The 24,319-nt window shown below is 44.7% G+C and carries 19 protein-coding genes; 13 read left to right on the top strand and 6 right to left on the bottom strand.

Features of this window, described 5'->3' with window-relative positions:
• Positions 1-614 precede the first annotated feature (614 nt).
• Positions 615-2,618: a putative porin gene (locus FK220_RS19045; RefSeq protein WP_152575955.1), complete on the bottom strand. Its 2,004-nt coding sequence runs from the start codon at positions 2,616-2,618 to the stop codon at positions 615-617.
• Between the two features lie 147 nt (positions 2,619-2,765).
• Between FK220_RS19045 and FK220_RS19040 the strand changes: the two genes are divergently transcribed.
• The 6 genes from FK220_RS19040 to FK220_RS19015 all read left to right on the top strand — a co-directional run bounded on the left by FK220_RS19040 (position 2,766) and on the right by FK220_RS19015 (position 12,126).
• Positions 2,766-3,362 (top strand): ribonuclease HII, encoded by a 597-nt coding sequence (locus FK220_RS19040; protein WP_152575954.1) that lies wholly within the window; start codon positions 2,766-2,768, stop codon positions 3,360-3,362.
• A gap of 107 nt (positions 3,363-3,469) precedes the next feature.
• Entirely contained in the window at positions 3,470-5,938 is a 2,469-nt protein-coding gene (locus FK220_RS19035; protein ID WP_152575953.1) for a ribonuclease HII, read from the top strand.
• A gap of 202 nt (positions 5,939-6,140) precedes the next feature.
• Positions 6,141-7,484 carry an OmpA family protein gene (locus FK220_RS19030; protein ID WP_152575952.1) on the top strand — a complete coding sequence of 448 codons (1,344 nt, stop codon included), beginning with the start codon at positions 6,141-6,143 and terminating at the stop codon, positions 7,482-7,484.
• An 84-nt stretch (positions 7,485-7,568) separates the two neighbouring features.
• A complete protein-coding gene (locus FK220_RS19025; protein ID WP_152575951.1) occupies positions 7,569-8,264 on the top strand; it encodes a TapB family protein in 696 nt (231 codons plus the stop codon).
• Between the two features lie 276 nt (positions 8,265-8,540).
• Positions 8,541-9,173, top strand: coding sequence for a hypothetical protein (locus tag FK220_RS19020; RefSeq protein ID WP_152575950.1), 633 nt, complete (start codon positions 8,541-8,543; stop codon positions 9,171-9,173).
• A 154-nt stretch (positions 9,174-9,327) separates the two neighbouring features.
• Entirely contained in the window at positions 9,328-12,126 is a 2,799-nt protein-coding gene (locus FK220_RS19015; RefSeq protein ID WP_152575949.1) for a CHAT domain-containing protein, read from the top strand.
• Here the strand turns inward: FK220_RS19015 and FK220_RS19010 are convergent.
• Together FK220_RS19010 and FK220_RS19005 are read right to left on the bottom strand one after the other, a co-directional pair.
• Positions 12,123-12,857, bottom strand: a complete 735-nt coding sequence (locus FK220_RS19010; RefSeq protein ID WP_152575948.1) for a tetratricopeptide repeat protein — start codon at positions 12,855-12,857, stop codon at positions 12,123-12,125. The genes FK220_RS19015 and FK220_RS19010 overlap by 4 nt on opposite strands.
• Position 12,858: 1 nt before the next feature.
• A complete protein-coding gene (locus FK220_RS19005) occupies positions 12,859-13,428 on the bottom strand; it encodes an RNA polymerase sigma factor (RefSeq protein ID WP_152575947.1) in 570 nt (189 codons plus the stop codon).
• Positions 13,429-13,642: 214 nt separating this feature from the next.
• Between FK220_RS19005 and FK220_RS19000 the strand changes: the two genes are divergently transcribed.
• The 5 genes from FK220_RS19000 to FK220_RS18980 all read left to right on the top strand — a co-directional run bounded on the left by FK220_RS19000 (position 13,643) and on the right by FK220_RS18980 (position 17,809).
• On the top strand, positions 13,643-14,755 hold the full coding sequence (locus FK220_RS19000; RefSeq protein ID WP_152575946.1) for a hypothetical protein: 1,113 nt from the start codon (positions 13,643-13,645) through the stop codon (positions 14,753-14,755).
• 132 nt (positions 14,756-14,887) lie between these two features.
• Positions 14,888-15,253, top strand: coding sequence for a hypothetical protein (locus tag FK220_RS18995; protein WP_152575945.1), 366 nt, complete (start codon positions 14,888-14,890; stop codon positions 15,251-15,253).
• An 11-nt stretch (positions 15,254-15,264) separates the two neighbouring features.
• Complete coding sequence (locus tag FK220_RS18990; RefSeq protein ID WP_152575944.1) at positions 15,265-16,317, top strand: kelch repeat-containing protein; 1,053 nt, start codon at positions 15,265-15,267, stop codon at positions 16,315-16,317.
• A gap of 114 nt (positions 16,318-16,431) precedes the next feature.
• A complete protein-coding gene (locus FK220_RS18985) occupies positions 16,432-16,959 on the top strand; it encodes a hypothetical protein (RefSeq protein WP_152575943.1) in 528 nt (175 codons plus the stop codon).
• 112 nt (positions 16,960-17,071) lie between these two features.
• A complete protein-coding gene (locus FK220_RS18980; RefSeq protein WP_152575942.1) occupies positions 17,072-17,809 on the top strand; it encodes a collagen-like protein in 738 nt (245 codons plus the stop codon).
• 35 nt (positions 17,810-17,844) lie between these two features.
• On the opposite strand, the gene lipB is transcribed toward FK220_RS18980, so the two are convergent.
• Genes lipB through FK220_RS18965 form a run of 3 tightly spaced genes read right to left on the bottom strand, consistent with a single transcriptional unit; the run spans position 17,845 to position 19,536 of the window.
• On the bottom strand, positions 17,845-18,561 hold the full coding sequence (lipB, locus tag FK220_RS18975) for a lipoyl(octanoyl) transferase LipB (protein WP_152575941.1): 717 nt from the start codon (positions 18,559-18,561) through the stop codon (positions 17,845-17,847).
• Complete coding sequence (locus FK220_RS18970) at positions 18,558-19,346, bottom strand: hypothetical protein (protein WP_152575940.1); 789 nt, start codon at positions 19,344-19,346, stop codon at positions 18,558-18,560. Before FK220_RS18970 ends, lipB begins: the two co-directional genes overlap by 4 nt.
• Positions 19,347-19,380: 34 nt before the next feature.
• A complete protein-coding gene (locus FK220_RS18965) occupies positions 19,381-19,536 on the bottom strand; it encodes a YqaE/Pmp3 family membrane protein (RefSeq protein WP_149277609.1) in 156 nt (51 codons plus the stop codon).
• A gap of 134 nt (positions 19,537-19,670) precedes the next feature.
• On the opposite strand from FK220_RS18965, the gene lysS reads away from it, so the two are divergent.
• Together lysS and FK220_RS18955 are read left to right on the top strand one after the other, a co-directional pair.
• Positions 19,671-21,362 carry a lysine--tRNA ligase gene (lysS, locus tag FK220_RS18960; protein ID WP_152575939.1) on the top strand — a complete coding sequence of 564 codons (1,692 nt, stop codon included), beginning with the start codon at positions 19,671-19,673 and terminating at the stop codon, positions 21,360-21,362.
• Between the two features lie 220 nt (positions 21,363-21,582).
• Positions 21,583-24,318: a PSD1 and planctomycete cytochrome C domain-containing protein gene (locus FK220_RS18955; protein WP_152575938.1), complete on the top strand. Its 2,736-nt coding sequence runs from the start codon at positions 21,583-21,585 to the stop codon at positions 24,316-24,318.
• Position 24,319 lies beyond the last annotated feature (1 nt).

Here is a 24,319-nt window from a genome sequence, read left to right as displayed (position 1 = left end):
AGCGTTCATCCTGAGCCAGGATCAAACTCTTCATTGTCGATTCTTATATAAGTACAAGTGCCCACTCCGAAAAACCCGTCCCGGCCCCGTCTCGCCCGGTTCAAATTCTCTTGAGGCCCGGTCAAAGCCGCCCATCGGCGGCGGGACCGGGCCCGTTGTCTTTACAATCTGTCAATGAACTACCAAACTCGCCCGGGCAATCCCCTTCATCGTCCCCCTCATAGCCCCAAAGCGGGTGCAAATATAAGAGGGTTTTTTTGCTTACACAATAGTTATCTATTTTTTTTTGAAAAGCTTTTCCGAAATAGGTCCAATAATCTGATAATTAACATGTTAAGGACTCAAAAAAATATCTTAAAAAATTCGATTTCACAACAATTCCGCTGTCCCGGAAAGACAGTTATACATCACAAAACGACAGAAGTAGTAATCTAACATTCTGAAAACGAATAAAATATTAATGGTTACTGGGTAAAATAGATCCCAAAACCAATTTATCTTTTTAATTTCCCGAAATTCATATTGCTATGAAACCAGTATTCCCTTTTCCCATCATTTGAAACCATCCCGATCCGAGCCGGTCAAGAAACTGGTCATGGTTGCCAATATATACTTTAAGAGAAAAAATTCCACACCAGCCCAAACCGAATGACGAAGTCACGATAAGGGTAATCCGGTGCTGCAAAGTAGTTATCGGTCTCGCCAAAACCGGAATTGAAGTGTTCCGCTTTCAAATAAATCCTTGTCTGTTGTACCCTTGCATTGATGAAGAAATCGAGCAAGGGGTATCCTCCAAATTTTTCACTGTTCTGAATGTAGAACTCCCCCAAAACAGGATTATACGCATTCATAGTATACTCGCTAAAATACTTAAAGGTTACCCCTGTCTGAATATACATGGCCTTTTTGAATACGTCGGAAGAGAAGTACAATGTGTTTCTGGTTACCATTTCCGGCAGATTAACCACTTGATTGGTCTGTGATACGTTCTGGTACATCAACGTATTGGCCAATGCAAATTTTCCCAGCCTAAACTCCTTAAAATACTTTAGTTTGATATAATTGACACTATTGGTTTCCTGAAAAGGCTTGATAATAGCGTTGTCAAGACCGGCCGTTACTTGTTCCTCGGTAGCCGTATCGAAATCAGGGGCGAAATAGGCATAATTGTCCAATCTGGTGTACTTGGCAGTAAGGTTACCCAGCAACTTTGATTCAAGGTCAAATTTCAGACTGCTCACCCGCTCATTTTCAAAAGTGTCGGAGTTCTGCCAGTTATAATTTCGATAATCGCTCTGGTAGAGCAGAAAATTAAAATTAGGCAGGTTGGCCGACGAATGAATCGCGACCCGAAATCGATTATTCTCGTTCAATTCGTAGCCTGCGGAAGCATCCAATATAGTACCGGTAAGTTTCCCGGATACGGTATATCTAAAAGACCCCTCGATATCAAAACCTTTGATTCTCTTTTCATAATCGGCTCCGACTGCTATCTCCTCCCCTTTTAGTTGATTTTCAATCAATTCGTCCTCCGTAATTAGAAGACTATCGAAATAGTAGTTATAATTATAAAGACTAATATTCCCTTGCAGCCTTCCCAAGACCGAATTGTAAAAAGTGGCATTGAACTGATTGTACATTGTCTTTAAAATGGCCTTATCATTAATGGCAGTCAAAAATGAGTCACCGTAATAGTCGTCCTGTTCTTCCTGGGAATAGACATAATATTTGGTTTCATAATTGAACTCATGACCAATGGCCAGGGAGGTTTTTTCCGTAATACTGGAATCTTTCCGTTTTCGAAGCACTTTATATTGATGGTCTAAGAAATACCGTTTTCCCAATACTTGGTTGTCGGCATTGTCGAACCTTATTTCCAACTTTGCCCGATCGGAAAAATCGGATCCCCCATTTACAAATTGGTCCTCGCTAAATGCGAGACCGCCATTTTCCTCCGTCTCAATGTTTTGCGCCGTGACATGCGCCCTAAGACTATACCGTTTGTTCTTGCTCTCGTAATTCGTGGTAGTTCGGAAATTACCTGACTGCGCTTGATTAAAACGATACTTACCCAAAGACCTAAAGCCCTTGTAGGCGATGGAGAAATTCAATCTACGGGAGGTATTGAAGGTGAGCATGGCATCCAACATTTGTCCTTGTTCGAAAGTAGTCTTGAAAAAAATATCGGTCATCGGGGTGGCCACATTGTAGTAATTAATGTCCTGTAGCTCGAAATAGTTGAAATGTTTGGCCTTGGCCCCAAGAGAAGGATACATTTGCCATCGTTCAAAATTCAATCCCAGCCTGTTATAAGGTTGACCCACGTTAGCAAAAGGCATCAACTCAAAATCGTCGCGCCTTAAAAAATTGTACTTATATTCTTTTTGAATGGTAAGGGTGGTATCCAGAAACGTGGTGTCGCGGGCATGGGAAATAATCTTGTAGTCCTTAATAGTAATCTCGGGTTCTTTCTCCTTTTCACTCCTGGTATTCGACTCGGGCTTGGTCTTTCCAAATCTGACTGCTTTACCGGACTTTTTACCAGGTGGAAGGGAATCTTCCTGGGCAAGGAGCGGCATACTGAGAAAGAACAAAACCGATAGAAGGAGATATTTCATAAAGCGGATTACGGGGGTAAAGTTAAATTTTTTTGTTCGTAATAAAATGTGAAATTTTTCAGGTTGTTTCAAAGACAAGGCCCACGATGGACATAAACCCTTTTCCATTGAATTGGATTATATTCGTAATTATCATTCGAACAATCATTGCTTAAATCATTTTTTAAGATAGTTGAAGAAGCCGGTACGGATGAGGCCGGTAGGGGTTGTCTTGCCGGTCCGGTGACCGCGGCCGCAATTATGTTGCCCCAGTCCTTCGAGAACGAAGTACTCAATGATTCCAAACAATTATCCGAATTTAAAAGAACCGCCCTTAGGCCTTTATTGGAACAGGAGGCCGTCACCTATGGCGTGGCCCATATTTTTCCGGATAAAATCGATGAAATCAATATTCTAAATGCGTCCATCTTGGCTATGCATCAGGCGATTGCCCAGCTGCAACCTTCACCAAAACTTATTCTCGTCGACGGCAATCGATTCAAATCCTATGGGAAGATCCCTTTTGAGTGTATCGTCAAGGGCGATAGTAAATTCATGAGTATTGCAGGGGCATCGGTGTTGGCAAAAACCTATAGGGATGCCTACATGGAACGGATACATGAGGAATTTCCCGTATATAATTGGAAACAGAACAAAGGTTACCCCACCAAAGAACATCGGGAAGCTATTCGCACCCATGGGGTCACTAAATATCACCGCCAAAGCTTTCGCTTGCTACCCGGGCAATTGACTTTCGACTTTTAAAAAGTATAGCTCTTCGCCCCAAACTTCCAGATGCTCCCCTGATCAGGTTAATGAAGATAATAAGGTGAAAAAAACTTTTATATGATAACTTTGTACAAACACCTCTTATGAAGCTTAAATCCTTGGTTTTTTTGCTTCCCCTATTGGTCTTTAACTGTGCAAAGGAAAGAACTGCCAAGAAGACGTTGGCAGATTATATCCCTACGAACAGCATTGCAGTCCTGAAAATCAATCATCTTTCGTCCTTGATGGATAGCCTCCCTTCCAACGAATTCGTTGGAAGATTGACTGAAACCGACCCTTATCACCGGATGGTCGAATCATTGGCCTTTTTAAAACAAATGGGGCCGGAGTCACAGGGTATTTTGATTTTTTCAAAACGCGATACCCTACCGATGGACTTTCTCTTTATAACGGAAAATCTTGAAAACATCTTTGGAACCGATAGCCTGCGAATCAAATATGAACAAGGATCGGGTTCTGAAAATGGATTCTCAAAATTTATGATTGAAGACCGGGAGGTATACAGCGCTATTGACAAAGAATTGGTATTTATCGGCTCTTCCGAAAACGCTATTAGGAACGCCCTTGATACCCAGAGCCAGAATCGCACCGACACTATTTTTAGGAAGCTTTTCAATGTTTCGGACTCGAATCAACCCGGCACACTGTTTGTGCGCTTGAACAAATCCGATTCATTCCTATCCCAGATAGTCGCGCACGACTCCCGCTTTAAGCCATCATCCTTTTCGGATTGGATGTCTTTGGATATCCATAGTGAACCGAATCAATTATTACTCGGTGGGTTGACCACTGTGAATGATTCAAGTTCGAACTTCCTGAACTTGTTCCGAAATACAAAACCACTGCCAAATACTACCCCCTCTTTTGCACCAATACAAGCCAGCGGTATGCTGTCTTACTCCTTTAATGACTACCGGGTTTTTGCGAACAACCAAGAGCACTATCTGCAACATTCACCCGTTACCGATTCCTTATTTAGCGCCGTAGAAGAAATAGGCTTCATATATACCGGGAGTGATAGGGCCATTTTACTGAATACCTATGGATCGGAGGATATTACCAACTTTTTGGCCGAACTGCGCCAAGGTGCCCTAGAGCATCAAGGAACCACTATCCTTGAGCTTTCAAAAACGGATTTTCTAACTAACGGATTTAAACCCCTCATCGACGGGTTCGAAGCGAGGTACAGTGTAATTTTGGAAAACGCCTTTTTATTTTCCGAAAATCCCGAGGTATTACGGGAAATTATCAGTAATTATAAAAATGGAACCACCTTCAACCAAGGTTCATTATACAAAACGGCCCAGAACAACCTATCCGCTGCTTCCACCATTCTTTATATTGGAAGTCCAAAGCACATGGAGAACCTTATAAAAAAGGAACTAAAACCTGAGTTTTACCGGCAAATTAAAACGCCGAAGCTCTCGGGATATGTATTCAGCACCCAGGTCGTGGCCGATGGAGGCTTTTTCCATACCAATCTCAGCATACAAAAATCAAGCTCGATGAGGAGAAGCCTTGGCGTACAGCCCTTATTTCGGGTTCAGTTGGAGGCAGAAATAGCGAATAGGCCGCAATTTGTCATCAATCATCTTACGAACCAAAAAGAAGTAGTCGTTCAAGATCAGGAAAATCGGCTCTATCTCATTTCAAAGGATGGGAAAATACTTTGGAAAAAAGCATTGAATGCCCGTATACGGGGCAAGATACATCAAGTAGACCTGTTTAAGAATGGCCGTTTACAACTGGCGTTTACAACTAACGATCATTTATGGGTACTCGACAGAAATGGCAAAGAGGTGAAAATGCTCTGCAAACGTTTTCCGGGTGGTAATCTGAATCCGCTCGCCGTATTCGACTACGATCAAAAAAGGGAATATCGACTGGTGGTCACCCAAGGCAATCGGATTTCGATGTACGATCGAAAAGGAAAAATTGTCAAAGGCTTCACGTACACCCGATCGGAAGCGCCCGTTCTCAACGCCCCAAAACATTTGGTTATCGGCAACAAAGACCATCTGGTCTTTCAACTGGAGAACGGCCTCCTAAAAATTCTAAATCGAAAAGGAGCGGTTCGTGTAGAAGTGGCAGAGCCTATCGATTTCTCTACCAACGAGATCTTGCTTTATCAAAGTCAATTTGCCATCACCGATACCAAAGGGGTGTTGCACCAGATCGACCAAAACGGAAAAGTAACCCGCACCCCACTTTACCTCAATCCAGAACATGGTTTGGACGCTACCTCAAAAACCTTGGTGTACATAAACGATAATGTGCTGAGCATAAGGGGTAAAAAAGTAACCTTGGATTTAGGGGTCTATAGCCCGCCTATAATATTTGTAGTAAATGATAAAATTTACATCAGCGTGACCGACCTGCAAAGCGAAAAGATATATCTATTTGATAGCCAAGCAGAAACCATTCCCGGCTTCCCTATTTATGGAAACTCCATGATCGATCTTGCGGATATGGATGGTGATAAAAACCCGGACTTGGTCACTAAGGAAAAAGACAGTTCCTTAACCGTATACAGGATATATCGAGATTTTTGAAACTGTAAACCATACACGATTTAGAACCAATAGCACAGGATTGGGGCCCGACCATAAAAATTTTCTTCCGTTTAAGGTTAACCTTTCTATTTTTCAAGCATTAAATAGGTGCCAAATCGTCTCTTTTTTCCTTCAAATCAACTGATTACGAAGTATTTAGATGATTTCCGTATCTTTAGATAATTCAAAAAAATCAATCTCTATGAAAACGTGTAGAACACTTTTAAAATGTAGCTTTTTATTGTTATTCCTCTTCGCTTTTGCCCCTAATGCCAATAGCCAGCTTCTCAAAAAACTGGGTAAAAGAGCCGAAAAGGCGGCCGAACGGGCGGTAGAACGAAGGGTCGAGAAGGAAACCACCGAGAAAACGGAAGCAGCCTTGGATAGTATCTTGGAACCGGGCCAAAAAGGCAAACAAGGAAAAAGCCCCGTCCCACAGGGTGATGCTCCGAACGAAGGCGACCAAAATGACAACAATACCAATGGCTCATCAAGTGCGCCAAACGAGGGGAATGCGGACAATGACCCCGAATCGATAACCGTTTACAGCAAATTCGATTTTGTTCCCGGCGACAAGGTGATGTTCTACGATGATTTCCAAAACGACTTTGTGGGTGACTTTCCGTCCAAGTGGAATACCAACGGAGGTGGTGAAATCGTTACGGTCAACGATTCCCCTGAAAAATGGTTGGAATTGATTTCTGGCTATAATATCTATTTTTTACCCGACGTACCCAATTTACCGGAAGAGTATACCATAGAATTTGATCTTTTTACCGTTGGACTTGACAGGCGGACCTCTTCCACCTCCAAATTTTCCATTTACTTAAGCGATGACGAGAAGTTCAAAGAGGGTAGCAACTTTGTGCAGGCCAGCCTTCCCTTTTGTCAATACTCTCCTATTGGAATCACAATGGAGAATCGAATCAATGATAAAAGAGAGATTTACAGTGTCGTTAAGGCAGACCTAAGGGACGAAGTGTTGAATCGACCACACGTTTCCATTGCCGTGAACAAGCAACGCTTTCGTTTATGGGTCAATGAGGAAAAGCATATCGATATACCCCGTATTGCCCCTGAAGGAGCTGTGTTGAGTACCCTCAAATTCCATATGAACAATCTTAAGGATGGAAAGGAACGCGTTTTTATTACGAATCTGAAGGTAGCCGAAGGAGGGGTCGATCTTCGAAGAAAATTGATTTCCGAAGGAAAGATTTCTACCAATGGCATTTTGTTCGATAGTGGTTCGGCCAACATCCAACCGCAATCAATGGGCATTATCCGTCAGATTTCCCAGGTATTGCAGCAAGAGACCGCCATGAAGCTCAATATTGTCGGGCATACCGATTCCGACGGGGAGGAAGCGGCCAATTTGGCCCTCTCCAAAAAGCGTGCGGAAGCCGTCAAAAATGCCCTGGTTTCTATTTATAACATTTCCGGCGACCGTCTGCAGACCGATGGGAAAGGGGAGACGGAACCTGTTGGAAACAATGCCACCCCCGACGGTAAGGCACAGAATCGAAGGGTCGAATTCATCAAGACATGATAGTGCCCCGAAACCCTAAAGATCGTCCAAGCGACAAAAATTGAAGTATTGCTTACATCCAAACCCACTAATAAACGTATATCCATGAAAAAATTAATTGCACTCGTACTCGTATCAGCCTCATCGTTCTCCCTGGCATGGGGCCAAAATTGTAGCAAGTTCTACCCCATGACCGAGGGAACCAGCTATGAGTATACCAATTACAACAAAAAAGGAAAGGTCGATGGGGTAACGAGCTATACCGTGGCCAACGTCACTTCGGAAGGAGATGCGACCAAGGCGACGATGGAACTACGGTTTACCGATAAGAAAGGAAAGGAAGTCTTTAATTCGGATTACAACATCACCTGTCTTGATAATGTAGTCCGAGTGGATTACAAATCGTTGTTTCCCAGTCAGATGATGCAGCAGTACAGCGATATGGGCATGGAAATGGACATCAGTGGAACCGATATCGAGCTGCCAAACGATCTGAGCGTTGGGCAAGAACTGGCCGATGCCAATGTAGCGGTTGCGATGAGCATGACCGGCATGACGATGAATATCAATGTAGCCATGACCGATCGAAAGGTCGAGACCAGGGAGAGCGTGACCACCCCGGCGGGCACCTTCGATTGCTATCTCATTACCGAAACCAACACCTCGGAGACGATGGGTGCCAAACAACAAATGAACACCAAACTGTGGTTGGCAGAAGGTGTGGGAATGGTGAAGCAGGAGACGTATAAAAAAAATGGCGATTTGATGTCTCGCACCGAGCTTACGAAGTTCGATCAATAGGCAAATTCTTTATAAGTAAGAAGCCAGGCTTGGCGCCTGGTTTTTTTTCCTACAATGCTTTCAAGCCCTAATAGTTCCAATCACCTATAAAATAGGACCATTGATACAGAATATTTTGCCAACGATACATAATTTTTAGTTTTACAGGTTGCCAAAGCTAACTTGTGACTTCTTCGAAAACAGACCTCCTCGCTCGTATGGCGGAAAGTTTTGGAAGCAACCATGTTAACCTTTTGAATAATCGAACCATAAAAGAATAAACTATAAACGACAATTATGAAAACGAAAGTACTATTTAGCACGCTACTGCTGGCTCTCGTAGTATCCTGTGTAAAGGATTATCATGGCGGAGGTGAGGAAGAACCTTATGAGGGAATACTCACAGAAACCAATTACCTGTATTTTGACGATTTCAGAACCGCTTTTTTGGAGAACCGTATTATGGCTCTCGATGCAGAAATTGAAGAGTTGAATGATAGAATTGGTTCGGGCCAAGGAGATGCCAAAGATGAAGAACGCTTAGAGGAAGCCAAAAATGAAAGGACCTCAAATCAGGAAGAAATAGATTTTATTTCGGAGTATCGAGAACAAGTTTTTAGGGTACGGCCCATGCCGCCCCCGCCACCATGTCCTTCACCGCAAAGCTGTACTGACTGGTTAGACATTGTTATTGTAACACCACCCCCGACATATACAAATTTTCAATTGATAATTTATTCTGAAAATCAGGAAGTCATTGCCGAGACCGATGGTAATCCTGAACCATTGGACGGTTTGGACGGGCTTTTAAACTTCGTGAACCTAAATTGGTACGATCAGGAATACAGGGGGAGCATTTTTATCCAAGTCTTCACGGAGGATCAGCAAGGTAATCTACAGCAAAGTTTCATCGATTCGAGAATAGATTGAAGTGACATATTAATATTCCTCAATAAACCAAACCCCTAATAATAGGGGTTTTTTGTTTTTTTGGATAATTCAAAGGTACTTTTCAACCTATCCATATTCATCTGCAGCTCTTTATCGCATAGTTTTCTTATTTTTAAATTACTAGAAAAGTGCTTTGATCATTAAAAAACCTTTTGTTCTAATTTTTGTCGCATTAAGCGCTTCAGTATTTGGTCAAGAATACGAGGACCGACTTGCATATCTGGAAAGCAAAGCCTTTGAACACTACTATACCCGCAAAGACTCCGCATACTACTATTTTGAAGAAGCCAGAAAACTCGGATTATCAAACGACGATACTATCTATGGCATTGATGCTCTTCTCAGTATTGGCAACATCGCCAGTTTTCACTACGATTTCGATAAGATGAAAGGAGTAATCCAAGAACTGGATTCCTTACTTGCTGTCCACGGGGACAAATTGGATACCCTTCCAGACCGAGGAGATTTTCAACGAAATTATTTGTTATATCACCGAGGCAACTATTTTCACAAACTGGAAGAGTTCAATAAATCTGAGCTATTCTTTGATACCATAGTACAAAAAATTACAGAAAAGCCAGAATACTTGCAAACACCGGATAATGTCAACTTTTTATCGACCAGTTACAGTTTTATTGCCAAAATGAATGCCCTTCAAAACAGGTTTCAAATAGCTGACGAATATTATCAAAAAAACATTCGGCTATTCGCTCAGGCACAACCGGACGACGTCGCCGGTCTGCATCGCGTATATAATCTGTATGCCAATTCGCTGTACATCCAAAAAAAAATCGAGGAAGCCAAAAAACTATGGTTAACTACCCTAAAATACTCCGAACAAAACTTTACTTCCCGAAATCGAAACAGTATTATAACTACCAGTTTTTTGCTTGCAAAGGCTTACAGCGATCTTGGAAAAATCGATAGTGCATATTTTTTCCTTGATAAATATGATAAGTACAAGATACCTCAAGATCCCTTTGCCTACCGCTATTTCAAGACCAAAGGGGAAATTCTTATAGTTGAAAACAAAAACGAGCAAGCATTAAATTCTTTTGGTCGGGCCTTGGAATTGGCACCTCAAGAACAAAAACCGGTAATTCTCAAAAGAATAGGCGATTTTCAATTTGAATTGGGTCAACCGGAGAAATCGCTTGCTACGTACCAAAAAGGACTTCGGGAATTAACACCAAATTTTAACTCCGACGAATTTGATGAAAATCCTAGGCCCTACCAAACGGCGCAAAAACAACTATTGTTAAAATTACTTAACGGCAAGGCCCAAGTTTTAAACTCGATGAAGGAAGAATCAAGCCGGTTAATGGCCTTGCATGCCGTAGAGACCTCCGTTGCCACATTGGATTCTTTAAAACCAAAATTCAAAAACGAGAAGGATAAAGCATTTTTAATTGAAGATGCCTTCCCCACTTTTGAACATGGGCTTCAAGCCCTCTATTCACTTTATCGGAAGTCCAATCGCCAGGACTACCTAGAACAAGCGTTTCATTTCTTTGAAAAAAGCAAAAGCGTTGTATTGTTAGATGCTATTCTAAGTGCACGTGCCAGCGAGTTTTCGCAGATACCTAAGGAACTGTTGGAGCGTGAATCCGAGCTGAAGTCCAAAATATCCATGCTTGAGAAACAAATCGATCTTGGTAGTGATCAGAAGACCTTTTTGAGAGATGAGCTTTTTGACATAAGGAACCAATATCGGGGATTGATTAAATTAATTGAAAAAGAGCATCGGCAGTATTTCAATTTAAAATATAACTCCCATGTTCCTACCTTGGCGGAAGTTAGAGAAAACCTAAACCAGGCGGAACTTATAATCTCCTATTTCTATGGAAACAATGCCCTCTATTCCATTGGGATTTCGAAGGAAAAAAACTCATTTTATAGAACACCGATAGATAGCTTATTTGCGGAAAAAATAAGCGCCTTCTATAGAATGTGCAAAAACTCCAAATCCGATATTGGGAATCTCGCTAAGGAGGGATATGAAATTTATGCTACTATTTTGAAGCCTCACCTTGAAGAACGATCGTTTTCAAATATCCGTATTATGCCCGATGGACCCCTCAACTATCTCCCCTTTGGCGCACTAAACATAGGGGAGAACACCATTGAATATCTAGTTGAGAGCACTTCGATTTACTATGCAAACTCGGAGGCTTTGTTACAAGAACTGAAACAGACAAAGAAAGAAAAAAACTACCTCCTAGCGGTGGCTCCTACCTTTAACGGAATAAAAGTCGAACCTGGAACCACACGAAATACACTTTCAGCCCTTCCCCACAATAAATCGGAGGTAGAACAAATAATGTCCTTTTTTGAGGGAAGCGCTCTGGTGAATCAAGACGCTTCCTTGACAAACTTTTCTTCGAATCTCCAAAATTTTGATATGCTGCATCTGGCAACCCATGGTGACTTTAACGATATGTCTCCCGAATACTCCTACTTGGCATTCACTCCAAAATCAGAAAAAGACTTTCTTCTTTATGTAAAGGATATTTATAATTTAGAACTTAAAGCCAATCTTGTTACCCTAAGTGCCTGTGAAACGGGTATCGGGGAACTCAAGCGGGGTGAAGGTTTTTTGAGCCTCGCCAGGGCTTTTTTCTACAGCGGCGCCAAAAGCATCGCCAGCACCCTTTGGAAGGTCAATGATGCTTCATCTTCCGAGATTATGGGCGATTTTTACCGGTATCTGGCCGAAGGAGCCTCCAAAGACGAAGCACTAAGGCAGGCCAAACTTGTCTTTTTGAAAAACAACAACCAAAATGCGCGGCAACACCCCTACTATTGGGCGGGTTATGTCATTTCCGGCAATATGGAGCCTATTCACAAGACCGATCATAACTGGGTGTGGTTTGTTGGAGGTCTGGTATTGGTAGTGGGAACCGTTTACTGGGTCCGCAAAAAAGCGGCCTAATCTATTTTTTGCAACAATGCCTCCGCCCGTTCCCGGTTGTAGTCAAAACCGGCCGTTAATTTTTGAAGATATCTGGTGGCGTTCTCTTTGTCCCCATTTTTTAAGTGAGCCAGCGCGGTATACCAATGGGCTTCCGCTTCAAACTCTTTTTCCGAATCCATAATTTGTTGGAACAAGGCCAGGGCGGCCTCCGTATTGCCCAGGTTCAAATGGGATTGTGCCATATAGAATGCGATATACGCTTTGTTTTCTTCCCCTTTTAACTCCTCGAGATAATCGATGGCCGACTCGTAATCGCCCGATTCGTAGGCCACAAAGGCCTTTCGCTCCAGGGAATCGTCGGTGTCGCCCCTAGTAATGGTGTACACCGTATTGGGGTACGCCCTAAAGTGCTCTTCGTACAAGGCATCGGAGCTAGTTCCCAAAAAGGTATTGAAGCCCACCCATCCCAAACCGATCAATAGGGCAATCGAGGCCGCAATGGACCAGTTTCTAAATCCGCCTTTGGGTTTGGAGCTAGGTGATTTTTTGGCAATGTCGACCTCGAAACTGTTCAGTTTCGCCTTCAGGTCCTCCCCCTTTTTATGCCGGATTACCTTTTTGAGGCTTTTTTCAAACTCGAACCGTTTCCGGAACTCGGTATCGCTATCCAAAAGCTGGTTCAAAACCGCCTCCCCTTCCTTGTCGAGTTCGTTGGCAAAATATCGATATATGAGGGTTTCCTTATCCATTTTACATACTATTGGCCGCGATCCGTTCCTTTAAGCTTTTCAAACAGCGTGATTTAGCACTTTTCACTACGTTTTCACTATTGTAATGTTCGGCTTCCATAATTTCCTGGATGGTATAGCCTCGATAATAGAAGAGTGTTAACAATTCCTGACATTTTTTTCCCAAGCTATCAAAGTGTTTTCGCAACAGTTGTTGTTCCGAGGTCAGGCTTCCTTCCTCGATATCCAAGTTCTCTATCAAGTGGTCCTCGTCTTTTACAATATCCATGTTAAACTGGGACCCCACTGTTTTTTTATTCTTCCTCATCCGATCAAAAATCAAATATTTTCCAATACTGAAGAGATAGGTCGAAATACTGCTGGTCAGGGTTTCCAACTTTCCACTCATCACGTTATCGTGAAAAATGATAAAGGCATCTTGGTATACATCAACATTTTCCTCTTCCGGCAGGTCATACCTCCGCGCGAAATTCAGGAACTTGTCCCGATTCTCCTCGTACACCTGCCGCAGTACCTCATCGGAACCCTGCCTAACGTCTTCCAGCCTAATCGTTCTTCGTATTGCTTGCACTTTTATGAAAGGGAATAAAAAAGGTTAACACCCATTGAGGCTAATTTAACATTTTTTATAGGAAGAAAATTCACCTAGTGCATAAAACCCCTGAAAAACAAGGGTTTGTAGTAATCGTATTACAACTTGAAATCTGAGCGATAAAATAAATCCCGTTCCTGTTAACCTTTTATCCGCACTGCCATAAAGAGGCAAAATATCAAATTTTAGCATTATGAAAACATTGACATTTAAAAACAATTGGAGATTGCTCGGGCTGTTCACTATCCTGAGCCTGGTAAGCTGTAGCAAGGATGATGGTCCGGAAATACAACCGTTGCCGGACACTATGGAAACTCCTGGCCCAACATCCGAAGAAACGCCTACCGTTTTTGGTATTTGGGAAGCCAAAAGCGGATCCATTGGCGGAGGCGATACGAAATACGTCTTTATCAACGAGGACAATACCATCGATATTCTCGACGAGGATGAACTGGGATTCCGGAGCGATTTCAACACCAACATCACCGTCTCCGAAAATCAAATCACCCTGAGTGGCGGCGGTGAGGGCGGTACCCCCATATATAACTATTCCCTGGAGGGCGATGAGCTCACCATCATACTCCCTTACGAGGCAGATCCGGTAAAATTTGAAAGGGCTTCGTCCGCACCCGATGCCGATACTTGGGTCAAGCCCCTATCTATGTTGAATGAAGGAGTGGTGCCGTGGGAAAGGGACGTAGATATTGCCTTTGATGGCACCTATCTGCTGGGGTTCTATTCGGAAGATCGTGAAATCCTGAAAATAGACCCTACCGACTTTTCGATCGCAGACCGTATGCCCACCACCCGTTCGGCCTATTCCGTAGAAATCGAGAAATCGGATTCGGAATTTAAACAGCTCTTTCAAAGCAGCAACGGCTCCAATAAGTTTTATTCCTATATCTACAGCTCCAACACGCACTACTATGATTCCGAAGAGCTGGGCAGTTGGATCCGAGGCCTTGCATCGGTCAATCCCGGCAACCTGTGGGTATCCAGCAGCAATGCCGAGGCACTTTATCATTACAAATCAAATGGTGCGCTTTCGCCAGGAGAGGTTCTAAAGACCGTGGGGTTGGATTTCCAGCCCGGCGGGTTGGACTACCAAGACGGTTATTTGTACCTAACGGAACGCAATAGGATACATAAGTGTATAACTTCGCCCGAGTTCAGGGCTGTAGCAAGCTATAAGCTATCAGGCCAAAGCGTTAACGGCATTGCCTTCGATGGCAGCCATTTTTGGTTAAGTACCAAAGATTGGGCAGAAGGCACCAGTAAAGTAGTGCAAGTGGTATTCCCTGATTAAACGAACACGTCCCTAAAGAAGCGACCTGTTGCCTATATTGAGGTAGCAGGTCTTTTTTTTACTATTTCCAAATCCTTTTGTTAACCTAGGCCTACCTTCTTCATTAAATAGCGAACCTTAAAATAACAAACAATGAAATCAATCATCAGTTTAAGCCTAGTAGGTCTATTCGGTGTTTTGGGAAGTTGCCATGCGCAAGACAAAAAACAAACCGATACGGTAAAACAAATGAACATTATTGACGAGCAGGTGAAAATCCTGAACTCCGTCTTCGAAATGGGCGATGCCTCGGAGAATCCCCTCGGCGGAGCTACCAACTATATAGAGCTTTTGGAACAAAGCGATATGGACCCTGAGCTTAAAAAAGAACTTCGGGAACAATACAAAATCTACGATCTGAGCCTGGATCCCAAGAAGAAGGATTCGTTGGCCCTCGTATTCAATAAAAAATTGAAGGAGGCCATGGACAAAAGTCTCAATGACCCTCAAAACAAATAAAACAAACCCTTATGAAAACATTACAACTATTGAGTATCGTACTGGTATCAGGAATACTGATTTCCTGCGAAAAAGAGGAACTATTCGTCACTCCGGATGAAAATGGCATCGAGGAAACCGCGACAAATGGGAAGGGTTTTTTGTTCCCAAGCGGTCCCCTGGACTTTACCTTACAGGCCAATTCAAGTAATATGGGTGGTTTCGCCAATCATGAGATTGCCTTATTCAAGGGAAACCTTTGGTTGGTCGGTGGCCACAATGACCATACCCCACCATATACTTCCAGTTCACAGGTCTGGGCCAGTCGTAACGGAAAAGACTGGAAACTTATTACCGAAGGCCTCTTTCCGGAACGGCACAACCATTCCCTCATCGTATATAAAGACCAACTTTGGTTAATTGGAGGAATCGACAGTTCCGGGGAAATCCTTAGCGATATATGGAATTCGACCGACGGGGTGCGCTGGAACCGTGTTACTTCCTTAAATCCGTTAGTAGACATTGGGCAGAACAATTCAGTGGTCTTTAATGAGAGAATATTCGTGTTCCGAGGAAACGGAAGGGAAAAAGAGGAAGTCTGGTCTTCTTCCGACGGTAGCAACTGGAGATTGGAAACCGAAGCTGCATTCCCTGTGCGTAACCATTATAAAACAGTGGTCTTTAATGGCTTCATTTATGTGTATGGTGGTTGGCTGCGCGATGGCGGGTTGACCAATGAAGTCTGGACCAGCCCCGATGGACGCTATTGGTATCAGAAGCCTCCGGCAACGGATATTTTTGCACCCCGTATAAACCACTCGGCTACCGTATATGATGGTTACGTCTGGATCATAGGGGGCGAAAGCTGGGACGCCTCTGGAAAACGAACCTTTTACGGAGATATTTGGTATTCCGAAAATATGAAATACTGGACCCGGTATGAGGGCAAACCGCCCTTTTACAAAGGGCTTCATAGTCATATTGGTTTATCCTATAAAAATGAACTATGGGTATTCGGGGGGTACCGTCCGGATGGTTCCTTGGCAGACGTTGCCACCGGGAAAATCTGGAGTATCGACCAGTAACACCCTAGTGATGTTACTATGAAAACCGAGGCCAATACCTCGGTTTTTTTATGTGCCGATGTTAACCCTTGCACTTCACTAACATAAAGGGATATAACCATAAAAACAAATACGATGAAAACGTTCAAATTTTTAAAAACTTTAGGAATACTGGCAATACTGCCGTTCGCACTTCTAAGCTGTGATCCGGATGAGGAACCTATTGTGGAAGAGACCAGCCCGACCATAGACCTAGCGGTCGAGACCATTTCGTTCTCGGTCGTAAAGACCAGTGACTTTGTCGGCGTTGCGACCATTACCGGCAGTATTAAGAATATTGCCGACAATTTTGTCTCCGGAACGGGGCAACAAAAAGTTTATTTGTACGAACGCAGTTTGGGAACCCCTACCGACCAACCGGGAAATCTGGTAGCCGAAAGGAGTTTTACCAATCTTGCCGCGGGTGAGACCCTGGAAGTTTCGTTCAGCAGGGCATGGAACGCCTCCTCGCCCGCCGAAGGGGAGTTTCCGCCGGAATATATTCTTTACATCGGCTACGATCCCGATATCTACATTGACGGAAACGAACATAACGATGATACCAATACCAGCAACGACGAACTGTTGGAAAGCGGTATGGCCATCAACGACTTATTCCGATAAACTAACATAGCAGCTCATATACTAGGGACCTATCCCCAGTTTTTTGTCTTGATGTTTACCTCTTGACAGAAAACCACTAGAAAAAAGAACAATCACTTTAAAATTAGAAATCATGAAAAAAACAATGAAAACATTCGTATACGGATTAATGGCCTTATCGATTACCATAACCTCCTGTTCAAAAGATGGGGATATCGGTCCGATCGGACCTCAAGGACCGCAGGGTGAACAAGGACCTGTGGGACCACAAGGTCCGGCCGGGGAGGATGGCGAGGCACTCGGGGTGCCCGGGCCACAAGGCGAACAAGGAGAGCAAGGGCCTGCCGGGCCGGCAGGACCCGCTGGTCCGCAAGGAGCAACGGGCGACACAGGTCCGGCCGGACCCACAGGACCAGCAGGGGCCGATGGCGATGATGGGGCTGATGGAAATGCCAATGTTCGTGCGTTTATCTTTGATTTGTCGAGCAGATCTGGGGCAACCGTCATTCAAAATATTCCAGCATTGACACAAGATGTGCTAGACAACGATTTAATTCTAGGATATTTGAAAGCAGTCGATCGGGAATTTAATCCAATTCCCGCCCCAAGATTTCTTGCTGCCGGACAAAAAGATGTGGCGGTCGATTTTGAGGTAGGACAATACCAGATTTTCTTTTATGAAGTAGGAAGCTCGACCCTTACACCGGTATCAACAGGCACGTTGGACGAGCTAAAAGTTATTATAGCAGAGTCAACCAGTACTTCTTCCGGTAAATCAGGAAGACAAGGTATTCTACAAGATATGAAGGTAAATGGGGTGGACGTGAACGACTACTATGCGGTTATGAACTATTTTGGCCTCGATTACTAGACAAATTGGTCAGCTGAAATGTAAAAAACCGAGGCTCACACCTCGGTTTTTTCTTTTATCAATTCCGCTTTGAAAAGCATTTCAAAATGTCGAAGTAGTTTTTGCTTTACTTCCTCCGGGTCCACTTCTTTTTGTCCCAGTTCCACGTTCAGCGAGGTCACCGCCTTGTCCTTGATACCACAGGGAATCATCAAATCAAAATACCCCAGATCGGCATTTACGTTCAGCGCGAACCCGTGCATGGTCACCCATCGGCTTGCCCGAACACCCATGGCGCATATTTTCCGGGCGAAAGGGGTGCCTACATCCAACCAGACACCTGTTTCCCCTTCGGAACGCGTAGCCTTCACACCGTATTCGGCCAAGGTAAGGATAACCATTTCTTCCAAGAGTCTCAAATATTTGTGGATATCGGTAAAGAAATTATCCAAGTCCAATATGGGATAGCCAACGATTTGCCCGGGACCATGATAAGTGATGTCCCCACCCCGATTGATTTTGTAAAATTGGGCCCCTTTTTCTGCAAGAACCTTTTCATCGACCAATAAGTTGTCCTTGTCCCCACTTTTACCCAAGGTAAATACATGCGGATGTTCTACAAACAAAAAATGGTTAGGGGTCGGGATGTCTCCCGCTTCCCGTCGATTCTTAATTTTGATATCGACCGTCTGTTGAAAAAGTGTTTCCTGATAGTCCCAGATTTCCTTATAATCCCTGAGACCCAAATCCTGAAATTGTACTTTTTTGTTCATCGCTCAAACTCGACTTCGATATTAAAATATTCCGGGTCGTTGTTCATTTCGTACATATTGGCTTCGAGTTCGACCCCCTTGAAATCGGAGAGGATTTTCGCATTCGGGTTGCTAACGTTTTTCACCTTAAAAGGAAATCGATACACCTGCTTGAACCGCATCATATCCACAAAAGGATCGTCTGCCTTGAGGGTGGTATCCTTCTTTTGAAGCATATCGGCCATCGCTTTTTCGGTCACCTTTCTCGAGAACCTTTTTTTATTGAATTCCGTGTCGAACGACTCCGCCATTTTGAAAAGGTCTTCCATTCCATTTTTTGGAACGGAATCAGCCCCTCCCGCATCGGCTGGCATCATGCCCTCCATCGGGTTCACTCCTTGGTCGAGCTCCTTGATATCGGCGGCTTCCACAGCTTCCGCAAATTTCGAAATATCTTCCAGTTTGTCAAATGCGTAGCTAAGGCGAATATTCATTTGATTTTCCTCTTCGCTCATCTTCATGGCAAACCGAAGCGGTCTCAGGGCTTCCAATTTTTCCTGCTCCGCCTTTGGCAGTTGGGCGATACTGTCCTTCTTCTCCTCGAGAAAGGTAGCGAAGATGATCAAGGTATCGATAGCCGCCTGCGGTGGCAAGGAGTCGTTTCCCTCTCCCATTTTCATCATCTCCGACATATCGAAGCCAACCTCATAGCTTCCACTACCGTCCTCGTTAAACCGAATTTCCTCCCTGATTTGGCAGCTTGCAAAAAGTAATAACGAAAAGACGCATAGTATTGTATTTCTCATAAACCTTCCGTTAAAGAGATACAAAGATAGGCGATCAATTGGGATTGTTCAGGATGACCAAAGCGGCGATAACTCCCGGGACCCATCCACAAAAAGTGAGTAGCAACACAATTAAAAAAGAACCACAGCCTTTACCAAGCACGGCAAGTGGGGGAAAAATAATGGCCAGTAAGACTCGAATAAAACTCATTGATTTGGAATTTTGATGATTGACGTATCTATTTGACGTAGATTGTGCCCTTTTGTTACAGAATATTTTCACACGGGTTGATTACCACAATAAATCACCGAAATAGTATCTTTGCTGCCTTAATCACCAAGCAAATGCAACTTTCGGAACAAGAAATCGTAAGAAGGGAAAAATTGACCAAATTGAGGGAAATGGGTATCAATCCATATCCTGCCGCACTCTATCCTGTAGACGCTACGGCAAAAAGCATCAAGGAAAATTACGACGAAGGCAAAAAAGTGGTCATTTCCGGTCGATTAATGTCGCGCCGTATCCAAGGAAAAGCCTCCTTTGCTGAACTGCAGGACAGCACAGGGCGCATTCAGGTCTACTTCAACCGGGACGAAATCTGCCCTGGTGAAGACAAGACATTATACAACGAGGTGTACAAGAAGTTGCTCGATATCGGGGATATCATCGGCATCGAAGGCACGCTTTTCACTACCCAGGTTGGTGAGAAAACGGTGATGGTCAAAAACTTCAGTATCCTAAGCAAGGCCTTACGACCGCTTCCCTTACCAAAGAAAGATGCCGAAGGCAATGTATACGACGAGTTCAATGACCCCGAACTACGATACCGTCAGCGGTATGTAGATTTGGTGGTGAATCCTTCTATTAAGGACACCTTTATCAAACGTACCAAAATCACCAACAGCATTCGGGAATTCTATAACGATCGGGGCTATCTGGAAGTAGAGACCCCTATTCTACAACCCATACCGGGAGGGGCCGCCGCACGACCGTTCCTGACCCACCACAATGCCTTGAATATACCACTATACCTACGAATCGCCAACGAGCTCTATTTGAAAAGGTTGATTGTCGGTGGCTTCGATGGCGTTTACGAGTTCTCAAAGGACTTCCGCAACGAGGGGATGGATCGAACCCACAACCCGGAATTCACCGTCATGGAGCTCTATGTGGCCTATAAGGACTATAACTGGATGATGGATACCACGGAACAATTACTGGAGAAAGTGGCCATCGACGCCACCGGTAGTTCCAAGGTAACCGTTGGCGCGCATGAAATCGATTTTAAGGCCCCCTACCCAAGGGTTCCTATCCTGGAGGCTATCAAAATTCACACGGGCATCGACGTGGCCGGAATGGACGAACACCGACTTAGGGAAACTGCCAAAAGCCTAGGCATCGAAGTCGATGAAACCATGGGGGTAGGCAAATTGATCGATGAGATTTTCGGTGAAAAATGCGAGCATCACTACATACAGCCCACCTTTATCATCGACTACCCAAAAGAAATGAGCCCGTTGACAAAAGAACACCGCAGCAACCCTGCCCTGACCGAACGTTTTGAGCTCATTGTCAATGGAAAGGAAATTGCGAATGCCTATTCCGAGTTGAACGATCCCATCGATCAACGCGAACGTTTCGAGGAGCAGTTAAGGCTTTCGGAAAAAGGGGATGACGAAGCCATGTTTATCGACCAGGATTTTCTACGCGCCCTCGAATACGGAATGCCCCCTACCTCGGGCATCGGTATCGGCATCGACCGTTTGGTGATGCTGTTGACCAACAATTCATCGATACAGGAAGTGCTTTTCTTTCCACAGATGCGACCCGAGAAAAAACAGGTAGAACTAAGCGAGGAAGAAAAAACCATTATCAACTTATTGAAACCTACCGGGAGTATGGACCTCAACGCGCTCAAATCCCAAGCCGGACTCAGCGGCAAGAAATGGGATAAATCGATGAAGGCACTTTCGAAGGCCAATTTAGTAAAGGTCATGGTCGAAGGGGATTCGAAGACTGTCTCCCTACAAGGCTAGTTTTGAGGCACTGTCACTGGGAGAAATCCCTAAGCGTATCCTTTTAAATAATCGAAGCACCGTACCAAGAACACAGCCTGGTAATCGGAATAAACGACCCAATGCGTTTTTATACGTGAGCTTTCTTTAGAGCTGGTACCGACTTTTTTATTTGAATCCCTTCAACCTGGAAATTTATTACCTTTAGGATTACGAGCTTATTGGGTCCTATCTATCCGTTATGAATAGACAAATGCTTATCGGAATCACTGGCATCGTCCTCGTGGCGATCGGAACTATTCTTTGGGTTACGCTCCCCTCTTCCGAAAAAGTAGATTTCAGTACGCAAATAAAGCCCATCTTGAACAACAAGTGTATTAGCTGTCATGGTGGGGTTAAAAAAAATGCAGGCTTCAGCCTGTTGTTCGAAGAGGAGGCATTCGCCGCAACCGAGTCGGGAACACCGGCCATTTTGCCAGGCGACGCCTCCGGCAGTGAGTTCATCCGACGGCTGCGCGAAAAAGACCCCGAATTACGCATGCCCTACCAAAAGCCGCCCTTGTCCGATGAGGAAATCGAATTACTGACCCGATGGATCGATCAAGGTGCCGAATGGGGCGAACACTGGGCCTATTCCCTGCCGCAAAAAATCGATGTACCCAAGACCTCACAAGAAGCGGGCTTAGGTTCGAATACCGCATCAACCTTTATCAAAAACGATATCGACCCCTTCATTCTGGCCCGAATGGAAGAACACCAGTTGGTCCCCTCCAAACCGGCGGAGACCAATACGCTCGCACGAAGAGTGGCGCTGGACCTAACGGGACTTCCTCCCGACCAAGAGTTGTTCAGTGCGTTTACGGGAGGAACGCTTTCGTACGGAGGCTTGGTCGATTCCCTGTTGTCACGTTCATCCTATGGCGAAAAATGGGCCAGCTGGTGGCTGGATCTGGCCCGCTATGCCGATACCAAAGGCTACGAACGGGATGCCGGCCGCAGCATGTGGGCCTATCGGGACTGGGTTATCCGCGCATTGAACCGGGACATGCCCTATGATGAATTCACCATTGCCCAGTTGGCAGGCGATTTGCTGCCCGATCCCTCCATCGACCAGCTGATAGCGACCGCCTTTCACAGAAATACGATGAACAACGACGAGGGTGGTACGGAGGACGAGGAGTTCCGAACCGCTTCCGTCATCGATCGGGTGAATACCACTTTCGAGGTGTGGCAAAGCACCACCATGGGTTGTGTACAGTGTCATAGCCACCCATATGACCCTTTCAGGCACGATGAATATTATCGGTTGATGGCCTTCTTTAACAACACTCGGGACGAGGATACCTATAACGAAGATCCGAATCTTTATTTTTTCGGCGATGTCGAAAAGGCCAAAATTGAAAAAATCAAAAAATGGGTGACCGCTTATGGTGATTCCACACTATTGAAACAATACAGTGATTTTCTCAGGTTCAAGGAACCGGTATACCAGGCCCATTTGAGTGAAGACTTTGTCAACGGCGAGCTGGCCGATACCAAATGGCTGGCGCTGTGGGACAATGGCTCGTGCAAACTGAAAAACATCGATACCCAAGGGGCCACATCGATGTATCTTTATTACCGTTCGGGCATCGACGGCACTACCATGACCATCAAAAAGGGCAATGCCCAGGGACCGATATTGGCGCGTTTTGGAATCGATAAAACCCAAGGAAATATCATCCGACGGATTCCCTTTAAAAAAGTGGATGAAAAAGTGACGCTTCACATCGAGGCGAACAATAATGCCATTCCACGGGAAACCTCAACCAGTGCCATCACATGGTTTGCGTTTTTACCGGATCTGCCCGGAAAGGGCAAACCCGGATATCAGGAAATCCTGTCGCTTTTTTTGGAGGTAATGAACGTCCAGGTCCCGACGCTGCCCATCATGGTCGAAAACCCGGACTATATGAAACGTAGCACACAAGTATTTGAACGGGGCAATTGGTTATTGAAAGCGGATACAGTTCAGGCAAAAACGCCGGAAGTCCTTAACGAATGGGAGGCGCAATGGAACAAGGACCGCATGGGACTGGCCCAATGGATGGTGAGCAAAAAGAATCCCTTGACAGCCCGGACCCTGGTCAATCGGGTCTGGCATCAGCTCTTCGGAAGGGGCCTGGTAGCGACCCTCGAGGACATGGGCACCCAATCGGACCCTCCTTCCCATCCTGCACTGCTCGATTGGTTGGCCTTACGTTTTATGAACGATCATGGCTGGAGCATAAAGGCCCTGATCAAGGATATTGTGCTGTCCGGCACCTACCGACAAAGCTCGGAAAGCAGTCCAGGACTTTTTCAAAAAGACCCAGGGAACCAATGGTATGCACGGGCGCCCCGTATGCGATTGAGCGCGGAACAGATCCGGGATCAGGCATTGGCAATCTCAGGTTTATTGAGCACTAAAATGTACGGCCCTGGAGTAATGCCCCCACAGCCGGAGGGTGTTTGGCAAACGGTCTACAGCAATGAACAGTGGGTAGAGAGTAAGGGAGCCGATAAAAATCGAAGAGCCGTTTATACCTATTTGAAGCGAACGAGTCCGTACCCTTCCTTTCTCACCTTCGATGCCGGAAGCCGCGAGGTATGCACGGTTAGGCGAACCGTGACCAATACCCCCTTACAGGCCTTGGTGACCCTCAATGATCCCGTCTATCTGGAAGCTGCCTACCATTTTGCAAGAACCATGCAGGGCAAAGACGTCTCCCAGGCCATATCGGATGGATACAAGAAGGCCCTTTACAGCGAGATCACGCCCGGGAAACTGGAGGCGTTACGGCAACTCTTTGAAACCTCGCTTTTAGAGTTTCAAAATTCGGATGAGGCCGTTACGGCGTTTTTGCCCTTTGAAGAACGACCCGATGCAACATTGGCCGCATTGACGGTAGTTGCCAACGCTATTATGAATTTGGACGAATTCTTGAACAAAGTGTAAT

It is taken from the genome of Pelagihabitans pacificus, assembly GCF_009371985.2.
Classification (GTDB): domain Bacteria; phylum Bacteroidota; class Bacteroidia; order Flavobacteriales; family Flavobacteriaceae; genus Pelagihabitans; species Pelagihabitans pacificus.
This window is presented reverse-complemented; position numbering and strand designations above follow the sequence as displayed.

Bases quoted from the DNA above. Each gene is read 5' to 3' on its own strand.
- FK220_RS19045 (WP_152575955.1), bottom strand. From the start codon at position 2,618: ATGAAATATCTCCTTCTATCGGTTTTGTTCTTTCTCAGTATGCCGCTC.
- FK220_RS19035 (WP_152575953.1), top strand. From the start codon at position 3,470: ATGAAGCTTAAATCCTTGGTTTTTTTGCTTCCCCTATTGGTCTTTAAC.
- FK220_RS19030 (WP_152575952.1), top strand. From the start codon at position 6,141: ATGAAAACGTGTAGAACACTTTTAAAATGTAGCTTTTTATTGTTATTC.
- FK220_RS19025 (WP_152575951.1), top strand. From the start codon at position 7,569: ATGAAAAAATTAATTGCACTCGTACTCGTATCAGCCTCATCGTTCTCC.
- FK220_RS19020 (WP_152575950.1), top strand. From the start codon at position 8,541: ATGAAAACGAAAGTACTATTTAGCACGCTACTGCTGGCTCTCGTAGTA.
- FK220_RS19010 (WP_152575948.1), bottom strand. From the start codon at position 12,857: ATGGATAAGGAAACCCTCATATATCGATATTTTGCCAACGAACTCGAC.
- FK220_RS19000 (WP_152575946.1), top strand. From the start codon at position 13,643: ATGAAAACATTGACATTTAAAAACAATTGGAGATTGCTCGGGCTGTTC.
- FK220_RS18995 (WP_152575945.1), top strand. From the start codon at position 14,888: ATGAAATCAATCATCAGTTTAAGCCTAGTAGGTCTATTCGGTGTTTTG.
- FK220_RS18990 (WP_152575944.1), top strand. From the start codon at position 15,265: ATGAAAACATTACAACTATTGAGTATCGTACTGGTATCAGGAATACTG.
- FK220_RS18985 (WP_152575943.1), top strand. From the start codon at position 16,432: ATGAAAACGTTCAAATTTTTAAAAACTTTAGGAATACTGGCAATACTG.
- FK220_RS18980 (WP_152575942.1), top strand. From the start codon at position 17,072: ATGAAAAAAACAATGAAAACATTCGTATACGGATTAATGGCCTTATCG.
- lipB (WP_152575941.1), bottom strand. From the start codon at position 18,561: ATGAACAAAAAAGTACAATTTCAGGATTTGGGTCTCAGGGATTATAAG.
- FK220_RS18970 (WP_152575940.1), bottom strand. From the start codon at position 19,346: ATGAGAAATACAATACTATGCGTCTTTTCGTTATTACTTTTTGCAAGC.
- FK220_RS18965 (WP_149277609.1), bottom strand. From the start codon at position 19,536: ATGAGTTTTATTCGAGTCTTACTGGCCATTATTTTTCCCCCACTTGCC.
- lysS (WP_152575939.1), top strand. From the start codon at position 19,671: ATGCAACTTTCGGAACAAGAAATCGTAAGAAGGGAAAAATTGACCAAA.
- FK220_RS18955 (WP_152575938.1), top strand. From the start codon at position 21,583: ATGAATAGACAAATGCTTATCGGAATCACTGGCATCGTCCTCGTGGCG.